An 11,958-nucleotide genomic window follows, 5' to 3' on the forward strand; every position below is an offset into this window, starting at 1 on the left:
GGTGTTCGAACAGCTGACGCACCAGAGAGAGGCGGACGGGAGCCCGGCCGGACGCCGAGCTACCGCCGCCTCGCGGCTCTAGGGGATCGATGACTGAGTATGGCCGGGGCCAAGGCTCCGAACCGTGGCATCCGGAGGACCCGTTGTACGGGGACGGCGGATGGGGAGGACAGCAGGCCCACCCGGGTCAGCAGTCCCCCTACGGCGGCCAGCCGCAGCACTATCCAGAGCAGCCGCAGCAGCCGCAGTACGGCGACTGGGGCACCGGTGAGCAGGCCGGGTACGGTCAGGCGCAGCAGCAGTACCAGTACGGCCAGCAGTACGCGGCCCAGACCCACGGGCATCAGCAGTACCCCGGCCAGGGGGACCACGGTCACCCGCAGGACCAGGGGTACCACCAGCAGCCGTACGACAACGGCGGCTGGGCCACCGGCGGTCACCAGCAGATGCCGTACCCCGGCGACCCCGCCGGCCCGTACGGGCAGCAGCAACCCGGCGCCTACGGCGGGGGCCAGTCCGACTACTACGGCACGCCCGACGCGTATCCGCCGCCGGAGCCCCCCGGCCGGCGCCGGGCCGAGCCGCCGCCGCCGGAGACCGACTGGGACCCCGGCCCCGACCAGGGCGAGCACGCCTTCTTCGCGGGCGGCGACGACGATGACGACGGCGACGAGCCGGGGGACCGGCGACGGCGCGACGAGCAGCGGGGTCGCGGCGGCAAACCCAAGAAGCGCCGCAACGGCATGGCCTGCCTGGTGGTCGCCCTCGTCCTCGGCGGAGGCGTGGCGGGCGTCGGCTGGTTCGGCTACCAGTTCTACCAGGATCGTTTCGGCGACGCCCCGGACTTCGCGGGCGACGGCAGCGGGCAGCAGGTCACGGTCGAGATCCCCCGGGGAGCGGGCGGCTACGAGATCGGGCAGGCGCTGAAGGACGCCGGCGTCGTCAAGAGCGTCGACGCGTTCGTCACGGCGCAGCAGAACAACCCCGACGGCCAGAAGCTCCAGGACGGCGTGTACACGCTGCAGAAGCAAATGTCGGCCGACAGCGCGGTCGAACTGATGCTCAGTCCGGAGAGCCGCGACAACCTGATCATCGCCGAGGGCAAGCGCAACGCCGACATCTACCGGCTCATCGACAAGCGGCTGGAGGTCAAGGCGGGCACCACCGCCGCGGTCGCCAAGAAGGACTACAAGAAGCTCGGCCTGCCCGCCTGGGCACTGAACCACCCCAACGTCAAGGACCCGCTGGAAGGGTTCCTCTACCCCTCCAGCTACGGCATCGCCAAGGGGCAGAAGCCCGAAGGCGTGCTGAAGCAGATGGTCGCGCGGGCCAGCGAGACGTACGAGAAGCTGGGAGTGGAGAAGAAGGCCGCGAGCCTCGGACTCGAGGACCCCTGGCAGCTCATCACGGTCGCGAGCATGGTGCAGGCCGAGGGCACCAGCCACGCCGACTTCCGCAAGATGGCCGAGGTCGTCTACAACCGGATGAAGCCCGGAAACCCGCAGACCAACGGCTTGCTGGAGTTCGACTCCACGTACAACTACATCAAGAACCAGAGCAAGATCGACCTGAGCCTGAGCGAGCTGCGGTCCTACGACAACCCGTACAACACGTACTTCCACAAGGGACTGACGCCCGGGCCGATCGACAACCCCGGCGAGGACGCGATCAAGGGCGCGCTCAACCCGACCAAGGACGGCTGGTACTACTTCATCTCGCTGGACGGCAAGACCAGTGAGTTCACCAAGACCAACGCCGAGCACCAGAAGCTGGTCGACAAGTTCAACGCCTCGCGGAACAACTGAGGAACACCCTGATGGCCGCACCACGCCGGGCCGCCGTACTCGGCTCCCCGATCGCCCACTCGCTCTCCCCGGTCCTGCACCGCACGGCCTACCGGGAGTTGGGGCTGAGCGGCTGGACGTACGACAGGTTCGAGGTCGACGAGGCCGCCCTGCCCGGGTTCTTCGAGACGCTCGGTGCCGAGTGGGCGGGGCTGTCGCTGACCATGCCGCTGAAGCGGGCCGTGATCCCGCTGCTCGACGGGATCAGCGAGACCGCGGCCTCGGTCGACGCGGTGAACACCGTGGTCTGCGCCCCGGACGGCCGCCGCACCGGCGACAACACCGACATCCCCGGCATGGTCGCGGCCCTGCGCGAGCACGGCATCGACAAGGTCGAGGCCGCCGCGGTCCTCGGCGCGGGGGCCACCGCCTCGTCCGCGCTGGCCGCCCTGGCGCGGATCTGTCCCGGCGAGATCGCCGTGTACGTCCGCAGCGAGGCCCGGGCCGCCGAGATGCGGCAGTGGGCCGAGCGGCTGGAGGTCCCGGTGCGCATCGCCGACTGGGCGGACGCCGCGCAGGCCCTGCGCGCCCCGCTGGTGATCAGCACCACGCCGGCCGGTGTCACCGACGCCCTCGCCCGGTCCGTGCCGGAGCGGCCCGCGGCCCTCTTCGACGTCCTCTACGACCCCTGGCCGACGGACCTCGCCGCCCGCTGGTCGGCGTACGGCGGCGCCGTCGTCAGCGGCCTCGACCTGCTCGTCCACCAGGCCGTGCTGCAGGTCGAGCAGATGACGGGGCTGGCCCCGGCGCCCCTGGACGCCATGCGAAAAGCGGGCGAACGCGCTCTCGCGGCCCGCTAGGATCCGCTCTCGGTTCCGCAGGGGGCGGAACAGGGGAGGGGATACGAACCATGACCACCGGCATGCCTCAGGCGTCCGTGAAGTCCCAGATATTCGAGTCGCTGCTGGGATTCCTGCCCGACTGGGTGCAGATCACGGTGATCGCCCTGATCGTGCTCGCGGTCCTCGCGTCCTGGGCGGTCAAGATCAAGCGCAAGATCGCCTACCGGCGGACCCTGCGCAGCGGGCAGCCCGTCCACGCGGCGGCCCAGTACGGGCAGGGGAGCGGGGCGGACCACCTCGGGGAGTACGCACCTCAGCGGGCGCCGCAGCAGGGCAGTGGAGCCGACCACCTGGGCGCCTATGCGCCGCAGCAGGCGCAGCCCGCGCGGCAGCCGAGCGGCGCGGACTTCCTCGGTTCCTACGCGCCGCAGGGGCGGACCGGCGGCCCGGCCTCGTCCGCCTGATGGACCGGCGGCCGGGTCCGCGCTCCGGACGTGGGAGGATCGTAGGTGGCGGACCGGGGCCGCGCACCCGGTCAGGCCGTCGCCGTACGCGAGGACGTGCGTACGCAGGGCAGTACGGGCGCGAGCACTGAGGAGCACCGTTGAGCAGGTTGCGCTGGCTGACCGCTGGGGAGTCCCACGGTCCCGCACTCGTCGCGACGCTGGAGGGTCTGCCCGCCGGCGTGCCGATCACCACGGACATGGTGGCGGACCATCTCGCGAGGCGGCGCCTGGGCTATGGACGCGGCGCCCGGATGAAGTTCGAGCGCGACGAGATCACCTTCCTCGGCGGCGTCCGGCACGGCCTCACCCTCGGCTCCCCGGTCGCGATCATGGTGGGCAACACCGAGTGGCCGAAGTGGGAACAGGTCATGGCGGCCGACCCGGTCGACCCCGAGATCCTCGACGGCCTCGCCCGCAACGCCCCGCTGACCCGCCCGCGGCCCGGCCACGCCGACCTCGCCGGCATGCAGAAGTACGGCTTCGACGAGGCCCGGCCGATCCTGGAGCGCGCCTCGGCGCGTGAGACCGCGGCCCGGGTGGCCCTCGGCGCGGTGGCCCGGTCGTACCTCAAGGAGACGGCCGGCATCGAGATCGTCTCCCATGTGGTGGAGCTGGCGGCCGCGAAGGCGCCGTACGGCGTGTACCCGACCCCGGCGGACGTGGAGAAGCTGGACGCGGACCCGGTGCGCTGTCTGGACGCCGACGCGTCGAAGGCGATGGTCGCCGAGATCGACCAGGCCCACAAGGACGGCGACACCCTCGGCGGTGTGGTCGAGGTGCTGGCCTACGACGTACCGGTCGGCCTCGGCTCGCATGTGCACTGGGACCGGCGTCTCGACGCCCGGCTGGCCGCCGCCCTCATGGGCATCCAGGCCATCAAGGGCGTGGAGGTCGGCGACGGCTTCGACCTGGCGCGGGTGCCCGGCTCCAAGGCCCACGACGAGATCGTGACCACCGACGAGGGCATCCGGCGCACCTCCGGCCGCTCCGGCGGCACCGAGGGCGGACTGACCACCGGCGAGGTGCTGCGGGTGCGCGCGGCCATGAAGCCGATCGCGACCGTCCCGCGGGCGCTCAAGACGGTGGACGTCGTCACCGGTGAGGCGACCGCCGCCCACCACCAGCGCTCCGACGTGTGCGCCGTGCCGGCGGCCGGCATCGTCGCCGAGGCGATGGTCGCCCTCGTCCTCGCGGACGCGGTGGCCGAGAAGTTCGGCGGCGACAGCGTGGCCGAGACCGGCCGCAACGTACGGTCCTACCTCGACAACCTGGCCATCCGGTGACCCCGCTGATCGTGCTGGTCGGCCCGATGGGCGTCGGCAAGTCCACGGTCGGGCAGCTGCTGGCCGAGCGGCTCGGGACCGGATACCGGGACACCGACGACGACATCGTCGCCGCGCAGGGCCGGACGATCGCCGAGATCTTCGTGGAGGAGGGCGAGGCCGCCTTCCGCGCCATCGAGAAGCAGGCCGTGCGCGAGGCGCTCGCCGGGCACGACGGCGTGCTGGCCCTGGGCGGCGGCGCCGTCCTCGACCAGGACACCCGCGAGCTGCTCGCCGGGCACCGGGTGGTGTACCTGTCGATGGACGTCGAGGAAGCGGTCAAGCGCACCGGCCTCAACGCGGCCCGGCCGCTGCTCGCCCTCAACCCGCGCAAGCAGTGGCGCGAGCTGATGGAGGCCCGCCGGCACCTGTACGAGGAGGTCGCCACGGCCGTTGTCGCCACCGATGGCCGCACCCCCGAAGAGGTCACCGAAGTCGCCCTGGACGCACTGGAGTTGAAGGAAGCATGAGCGAGGCAGAGACGCGGATCCAGATCGGCGGCACGGCGGGCACCGAGCCCTACGAGGTCCTGGTGGGCCGGCAACTCCTGGGCGAGCTGGCCGGGTTGATCGGCGGCCGGGCCAAGCGGGTCGCGATCGTCCACCCCGAGGCCCTGGCCGAGACGAGTGACGCGCTGCGCGCCGACCTGGCCGAGCAGGGCTACGACGTGGTCGCCATCCAGGTGCCCAACGCAGAAGAGGCCAAGACCGCCGAGGTCGCCGCCTACTGCTGGAAGGCGCTGGGCCAGTCCGGGTTCACGCGCACGGACGTCATCGTCGGCGTCGGCGGCGGCGCGACCACCGACCTGGCCGGATTCGTGGCCGCCACCTGGCTGCGCGGGGTGCGCTGGATCGCGATCCCGACGACCGTGCTGGCCATGGTCGACGCGGCCGTCGGCGGCAAGACCGGCATCAACACCGCCGAGGGCAAGAACCTGGTGGGCGCCTTCCACCCGCCTGCCGGTGTGCTCTGCGACCTGGCCGCGCTGGACTCCCTGCCGGTCAACGACTACGTCTCCGGGCTCGCCGAGGTCATCAAGGCCGGCTTCATCGCCGACCCGGTGATCCTCGACCTCATCGAGTCCGACCCCGAGGCCGCCCGCACCCCGGCCGGCCCGCACACCGCCGAGCTCATCGAGCGCTCCATCCGGGTCAAGGCCGACGTGGTGTCGTCCGACCTGAAGGAGTCGGGCCTGCGCGAGATCCTCAACTACGGCCACACGCTCGGCCACGCCATCGAGAAGAACGAGCGCTACAAGTGGCGCCACGGCGCCGCCGTGTCCGTCGGGATGCACTTCGCCGCCGAACTCGGCCGCCTGGCAGGCCGGCTGGACGACGCCACGGCCGACCGCCACCGCACCGTCCTCGAAGCCGTCGGCCTGCCGCTGTACTACCGCCACGACCAGTGGCCCAAGCTGCTGGAGACCATGAAGGTCGACAAGAAGTCCCGCGGCGACCTGCTGCGCTTCATCGTTCTCGACGGTCTGGCCAAGCCCACCGTCCTGGAGGGACCCGACCCGGCTGTGCTGCTCGCCGCGTACGGCGAAGTGGGGCAGTAAGTCCTCCCGCGCTCCTTCTGCCCGAAACAGCCTTACGGCGCCGGGCACTTCGGGCCGCCCCCGGCCGTTCACACAACGATCGCCGGTGGCGGTACCGTTCGGTAGCAGCGGGTTCCGCCCCCGCAGTCAGCGCCCATCGCCTGTACGAGACGGAGTGGCACCGGATGCAGCACGCAGTGGGTTCTCCGCTGCCGCCGCCCCACCAGCCGGGGCAGGGACCGGCCGCCGGCTGGTCGCCGGCCGCACACCACCCGGGTGCGCACCAGGGCTCCGCCCCCGTGCCCCCGCCGCCCCCGGCCCCGGGATACCCCGCGCCACCGCCCGGGCCGGCCGCGCCCCCGCATCAGGCCTCCGCCCCGCCGGACACCACCGGTCATGTGCCGCTGCCGCCGGGCGGTCCGGTCGCCATGCCCAGCGCGCCGCCCGCCGCGACGGGTCCCGACCTGGCGGGCACCACGCTCGCGGTGCTGCTCATCGGCCCCGCGGGCGCCGGGAAGACCAGCGTCGCCAAGTACTGGGCGGACCACCGCCGGATCCCCACGGCCCACATCAGCCTCGACGACGTACGCGAATGGGTCCGCTCGGGCTTCGCCGACCCCCAGTCCGGGTGGAACGACAACTCGGAGGCGCAGTACCGCCTAGCCCGCCGCACCTGCGGCTTCGCCGCGCGGAACTTCCTGGCCAACGGCATCTCCTGCATCCTCGACGACGCCGTCTTCCCCGACCGGCCCGTCGTCGGCCTCGGCGGCTGGAAGCGGCACGTCGGGCCGGGCCTGCTGCCGGTCGTCCTCCTGCCGGGCCTGGAGATCGTCCTGGAGCGCAACGCCGAGCGCTCCGGCAACCGCCGCCTCAGCGACGACGAGGTCGCCCGCATCCACGGCCGCATGGCCGGCTGGTACGGCTCGGGCCTGCCGATCATCGACAACTCCCAGCTCGACATCCCGCAGACGGCCCAGGTCCTGAACGACGTGCTGTCCCGCTCCATCGCGAGTCCACCCCAGTGGTGAGCGCCCCATAGGGGCGCGGGGAACTGCGCGACAAGCCCCCACACACCCGCGGACGGCACACAACGAGTGCGGCATACCCGCTCCCCGAACGGCACCCTGCCCACCCGGACAGATCGGGCACCGCCCACTCAGACGCCCTCAACCGGCGCCAAACCGGCAGAGCTCTTACGCTCGGGTCATGTCAGAGGTGTACGCGGCCCGCCGGACGCGTCTGAGGGAATACTGCAACGCGGGCGGCAGCGCGGCGGCGCTGGTCTCCCGCCCCGCCAACGTGCGCTATCTCGCGGGCCCCGCCCCGCAGGGCGCCGTTCTGCTGCTCGGCAAGACCGAGGACCTCCTGGTGTGTGCCGGCCCGATCGAAGGCCGCACCGCGCAGGAGCGCCCCGACGAGGCCCTGCGCGTCCAGAACCTGCCCGGATCCGGCGGCGGCGACCCGGCCGTCGCGGCCGCCGACATCGCCGCGGGCCAGGGAGCCGACTCCCTCGCCGTGGAGGAGCACCACCTCACCGTGGCCCGGCACCGCGCCCTCGGCTCGGTCGCCCCCCGGCTGCGCCTGGCGGGCCTCGGCTCCGCCGTGGAGCAGCTCAGGGTGGTCAAGGACGAGGAGGAGATCTCCTGCCTGCGCATCGGCGCCGAGATCGCCGACCAGGCCCTGGGCGAGCTGCTGGAGTCCATCCTCGTCGGCCGGACCGAGCGCCATCTCGCCCTGGAGCTCGAACGACGCCTCGTGGACCACGGGGCCGACGGACCGGCCTTCCCGACCTCCGTCGCCACCGGGCCCAACGCGGGCCGCCCCGGCCACCGGCCCACCGACCGCCGCGTGGAGGAAGGGGACTTCCTCTCCGTCTGCCTCGGCGCGACGTATCGCGGCTACCGCTGTGAGATCGGCCGTACGTTCGTCATCGGCACGGCTCCCGCAGACTGGCAGATCGAGCTGTACGACCTGGTCTTCGCCGCCCAGCGCGCCGGACGTGAGAGCCTGGTACCCGGCGTCGCCTGCCGGGACGTCGACCGGGCCGCACGCCAGGTGCTGGACTCCGCGGGGTACACGGAGGGCCTCACGGCCCTCACCGGACACGGGGTCGGGCTCGAAATCGACGAGGACCCTCAATTGAGTCCCGCGGCCATGGGTAAACTGGACGCTTGCGTGCCGGTCACCGTCGAACCGGGGGTCCACCTCCCGGGCCGGGGCGGTGTCCGGATCGATGACACGCTCGTCGTCCGCCCCGAGGCGGACGGCGGACCCGAGCTACTCACCATCACGACCAAGGAGCTGCTCGCCCTGTAGCCAGGCAGGTGCGTGCCCCGGGGTCGTACGTCAGTCCAGGAGATTCCGCAACCGTGGCTTCCACGAACGACCTCAAGAACGGCATGGTGCTCAAGCTCGAAGGCGGCCAGCTCTGGTCCGTCGTCGAGTTCCAGCACGTCAAGCCCGGCAAGGGCCCGGCCTTCGTGCGCACCAAGCTCAAGAACGTGCTCTCCGGCAAGGTCGTCGACAAGACCTTCAACGCCGGCGTCAAGGTCGAAACGGCCACCGTCGACAAGCGGGACATGCAGTTCTCCTACATGGACGGCGATTACTTCGTCTTCATGGACATGGAGACCTACGACCAGCTGCACGTCGACCGCAAGGCCGTCGGCGACGCCGCCAACTTCCTGATCGAGGGCTTCACCGCCACCGTCGCGCAGCACGAGGGCGAGGTGCTCTTCGTCGAGCTGCCCGCCGCCGTCGAGCTCGTCATCCAGGAGACCGAGCCGGGCGTCCAGGGCGACCGCTCCACGGGCGGCACCAAGCCCGCCACGCTGGAGACCGGCCACCAGATCCAGGTGCCCCTCTTCATCACCACCGGTGAGAAGATCAAGGTCGACACCCGCACCAGCGACTACCTCGGCCGGGTGAACAGCTAACCGTGGCTGCCCGCAACACGGCCCGCAAGCGCGCCTTCCAGATCCTCTTCGAGGGCGACCAGCGCGGCGCCGAGGTCCTGACGGTCCTCGCCGACTGGGTCCGGCTCTCCCGGGCCGACACCCGGCAGCCGCCGGTGAGCGAGTACACGATGGAGCTGGTCGAGGGCTACGCGCAGCGCGCGAAGCGCATCGACGAGCTGATCGCCCAGTACTCGGTCGGCTGGACACTCGACCGGATGCCGGTCGTCGACCGCAATATCCTGCGGCTCGGCGCCTACGAGCTGATCTGGGTCGACGAGACCCCGGACGCCGTCGTCCTGGACGAGATGGTGCAGCTGGCCAAGGAGTTCTCCACGGACGAGTCGCCCTCGTTCGTGAACGGCCTGCTCGGTCGGCTGAAGGACCTCAAGCCCTCGCTCCGCCGCGACGAGGACTGAGACAGACGGAATGCCGGAGGGCCCGCAGCAAGCTTGCTGCGGGCCCTCCGGCATTCCCTCCCGCGACGGGGGCCGTCAGGCCCCCAGAACGCCGCCGGGGTGGCCGGAACCATCTGGTTCCGGCCACCCCGGCGGCACGTTTCTGCGCTGGCCCCTGAGGGCTCGGGCTGAGGGGCTCAGACCTCCTCGTGGGAGGCGACCGCGCGGCGCGCGTCCGCGTCCAGGACACCCCAGCTGATCAGCTGCTCGGTGAGGACCGAGGGCGACTGGTCGTAGATGACGGCGAGTGTGCGCAGGTCGTCCTGGCGGATCGAGAGCACCTTGCCGTTGTAGTCGCCGCGCTGCGACTGGATCGTGGCCGCGTAGCGCTGCAGGGGGCCCGCCTTCTCGGCCGGCACCGTGGCCAGCCGCTCCAGGTCCAGGACCAGCTTCGGCGGCGGCTCGGCGGCGCCGCCCGGGGTGGTGCCCGGGAGCAGCTCCTGCACGGGAACGCCGTAGAAGTCCGCCAGCTCGGCGAGGCGCTGCACGGTCACGGCGCGGTCGCCGCGCTCGTACGACCCGACCACGACCGCCTTCCAGCGTCCCTGGGACTTCTCCTCGACACCGTGGAGGGAAAGGCCCTGCTGGGTGCGGATCGCCCGGAGCTTGGCCCCGAGCTGTTTGGCGTATTCGCTGGACATATAGCTCCCCGGCACTGTGTCGACGCGGTCAGCTGTGTTGCCGGACCGCGCGGCTGGTAACTCACTGTGAGGTTACGCAGCGTTACTCTGCCGCGTCAAGCCGAATGGTCCGCACCGACTCTTCCGTGGTATCAGCACTCTGTTAGGCCGAATGGGTGATCCGAGGGGGCCGTCGGAATGATCGAGGGGGCCTGCTACCGTGTATGGCGCAATCCCGACGTCCTTTAAGGTCCGTCCCGTGAGGCGGAGAAGGAGGTCCGTTTCGTATGGACACGCACGACACGCAGTCCGATGCCCGGCCCGTTCTCGAAGGGCCCGACATCGCGCGGGTACTGACCCGCATCGCCCATGAGATCGTCGAGCGCGCCAAGGGCGCCGACGACGTGGTGCTCCTCGGCATTCCGACCCGGGGCGTCTTCCTCGCCCGGCGGCTCGCCGACAAGCTCGAGCAGATCACCGAACGCAAGGTTCCGTGCGGCTCGCTCGACATCACCATGTACCGCGACGACCTGCGCATGCACCCGCCGCGTGCGCTGGCCCGCACCGAGATCCCCGGTGACGGCATCGACGGCAAGCTGGTCGTCCTCGTCGACGACGTGCTCTTCTCCGGCCGCACCATCCGGGCCGCCCTCGACGCGCTGAACGACATCGGGCGCCCGCGCGCGGTGCAGCTCGCCGTCCTCGTCGACCGCGGCCACCGCGAACTGCCCATCCGCGCCGACTACGTCGGCAAGAACCTCCCCACGTCGTTGCGGGAGACGGTCAAGGTCCAGCTCGCCGAGGAGGACGGTCGCGACACCGTGCTGCTCGGTGCCAAGCAGACCTCCCAGTAGCGCCTTCAGGCGTACGCCGCTGTCGTACGCCGGCTCAGTGCGCCCCCGCGCACCCGTCTGCCCGAAATTCTCCTGAACTGCCCTACGGAGCCTGACAGATGCTGCGTCATCTCATCTCGGCCGCCGACCTCACCCGCGACGACGCCGTCCTGATCCTCGACACCGCCGAGGAGATGGCCCGGGTCGCCGACCGGCCGATCAAGAAGCTGCCGACCCTGCGCGGCCGCACGATCGTCAACCTCTTCTTCGAGGACTCCACCCGGACCCGGATCTCCTTCGAGGCCGCCGAGAAGCGGCTGTCCGCGGACGTCATCAACTTCTCCGCCAAGGGCTCCAGCGTCTCCAAGGGCGAGTCCCTGAAGGACACCGCCCAGACCCTGGAGGCCATGGGCGTCGACGCCGTGGTCATCCGGCACGGCGCCTCCGGAGCCCCCTACCGGCTGGCCAACTCCGGCTGGATCGACGCGGCCGTCGTCAACGCCGGCGACGGCACCCACCAGCACCCCACGCAGGCCCTGCTGGACGCCTTCACCATGCGCCGCCGTCTGGTCGGCCCGGACGCCGGGCTCGGCCAGGACCTCGCCGGCCGGCGCATCACGATCGTCGGCGACATCCTGCACAGCCGGGTCGCCCGCTCCAACGTCGACCTGCTGCACACCCTCGGCGCCGAGGTCACCCTCGTCGCCCCGCCGACCCTGGTGCCCGTCGGCATCGAGACCTGGCCCTGCGAGGTGTCGTACGACCTCGACAGCACCCTGCCCAAGTCCGACGCGGTGATGATGCTGCGCGTCCAGCGCGAGCGCATGAACGCCGCCTTCTTCCCGACCGAGCGCGAGTACTCCCGGCGCTACGGCCTCGACGGCGACCGCATGGCGCGGATGCCCGAGCACGCCGTCGTGATGCACCCCGGCCCGATGGTCCGGGGCATGGAGATCACCGCCGAGGTCGCCGACTCCGACCGCTGCACCGTCGTCGAGCAGGTCGCAAACGGAGTGTCCATCCGGATGGCCGTCCTGTACCTGCTGCTCGGTGGCAACGAACCCGCCGTCACCCAGTCCCGTACCGAGGAGAAGTAAGACCC

General features: G+C 71.4%; 13 protein-coding genes. 12 read left to right on the forward strand and 1 reads right to left on the reverse strand.

Translation table 11 applies throughout. From position 1 onward, the window contains the following. Positions 1–89 precede the first annotated feature (89 nt). From mltG to nusB, 10 genes are all read left to right on the forward strand, one after another. On the forward strand, positions 90–1,805 hold the full coding sequence (mltG, locus tag KJK29_RS31925; protein WP_215122632.1) for an endolytic transglycosylase MltG: 1,716 nt from the start codon (positions 90–92) through the stop codon (positions 1,803–1,805). A gap of 11 nt (positions 1,806–1,816) precedes the next feature. Continuing rightward, positions 1,817–2,644, forward strand: a complete 828-nt coding sequence (locus KJK29_RS31930) for a shikimate dehydrogenase (RefSeq protein ID WP_215122633.1) — start codon at positions 1,817–1,819, stop codon at positions 2,642–2,644. Positions 2,645–2,694: 50 nt separating this feature from the next. Next, positions 2,695–3,090, forward strand: a complete 396-nt coding sequence (locus KJK29_RS31935) for a hypothetical protein (RefSeq protein ID WP_215122634.1) — start codon at positions 2,695–2,697, stop codon at positions 3,088–3,090. Between the two features lie 140 nt (positions 3,091–3,230). Continuing rightward, on the forward strand, positions 3,231–4,415 hold the full coding sequence (aroC, locus tag KJK29_RS31940; RefSeq protein ID WP_215122635.1) for a chorismate synthase: 1,185 nt from the start codon (positions 3,231–3,233) through the stop codon (positions 4,413–4,415). Positions 4,416–4,441: 26 nt separating this feature from the next. Further along, on the forward strand, positions 4,442–4,924 hold the full coding sequence (locus tag KJK29_RS31945; protein ID WP_251058149.1) for a shikimate kinase: 483 nt from the start codon (positions 4,442–4,444) through the stop codon (positions 4,922–4,924). After that, complete coding sequence (aroB, locus tag KJK29_RS31950) at positions 4,921–6,012, forward strand: 3-dehydroquinate synthase (protein ID WP_215122637.1); 1,092 nt, start codon at positions 4,921–4,923, stop codon at positions 6,010–6,012. The genes KJK29_RS31945 and aroB overlap by 4 nt, the downstream gene beginning before the upstream one ends. A gap of 164 nt (positions 6,013–6,176) precedes the next feature. Continuing rightward, positions 6,177–7,019: a Pro-rich N-terminal domain-containing protein gene (locus tag KJK29_RS31955; RefSeq protein ID WP_215122638.1), complete on the forward strand. Its 843-nt coding sequence runs from the start codon at positions 6,177–6,179 to the stop codon at positions 7,017–7,019. 178 nt (positions 7,020–7,197) lie between these two features. Continuing rightward, positions 7,198–8,307, forward strand: coding sequence for an aminopeptidase P family protein (locus tag KJK29_RS31960; RefSeq protein ID WP_215122639.1), 1,110 nt, complete (start codon positions 7,198–7,200; stop codon positions 8,305–8,307). A gap of 53 nt (positions 8,308–8,360) precedes the next feature. Beyond that, positions 8,361–8,927 (forward strand): elongation factor P, encoded by a 567-nt coding sequence (gene efp / locus KJK29_RS31965; protein WP_215122640.1) that lies wholly within the window; start codon positions 8,361–8,363, stop codon positions 8,925–8,927. 2 nt (positions 8,928–8,929) lie between these two features. Then, on the forward strand, positions 8,930–9,364 hold the full coding sequence (gene nusB, locus KJK29_RS31970) for a transcription antitermination factor NusB (RefSeq protein ID WP_184597187.1): 435 nt from the start codon (positions 8,930–8,932) through the stop codon (positions 9,362–9,364). Between the two features lie 176 nt (positions 9,365–9,540). Here nusB and bldD read toward each other — a convergent pair whose 3' ends face one another. Further along, positions 9,541–10,044: a transcriptional regulator BldD gene (gene bldD, locus KJK29_RS31975; protein ID WP_190206437.1), complete on the reverse strand. Its 504-nt coding sequence runs from the start codon at positions 10,042–10,044 to the stop codon at positions 9,541–9,543. Positions 10,045–10,310: 266 nt separating this feature from the next. Between bldD and pyrR the strand changes: the two genes are divergently transcribed. Both pyrR and KJK29_RS31985 read left to right on the forward strand, forming a co-directional pair. After that, the gene (gene pyrR / locus KJK29_RS31980) at positions 10,311–10,877 is read left to right on the forward strand and encodes a bifunctional pyr operon transcriptional regulator/uracil phosphoribosyltransferase PyrR (RefSeq protein ID WP_184597184.1); all 567 of its coding nucleotides are present in this window, start codon (positions 10,311–10,313) and stop codon (positions 10,875–10,877) included. A 98-nt stretch (positions 10,878–10,975) separates the two neighbouring features. Then, positions 10,976–11,953, forward strand: a complete 978-nt coding sequence (locus tag KJK29_RS31985; protein ID WP_215122641.1) for an aspartate carbamoyltransferase catalytic subunit — start codon at positions 10,976–10,978, stop codon at positions 11,951–11,953. Positions 11,954–11,958 lie beyond the last annotated feature (5 nt).

This window comes from Streptomyces koelreuteriae (assembly GCF_018604545.1).
GTDB classification, from domain to species: Bacteria; Actinomycetota; Actinomycetes; order Streptomycetales; family Streptomycetaceae; genus Streptomyces; species Streptomyces koelreuteriae.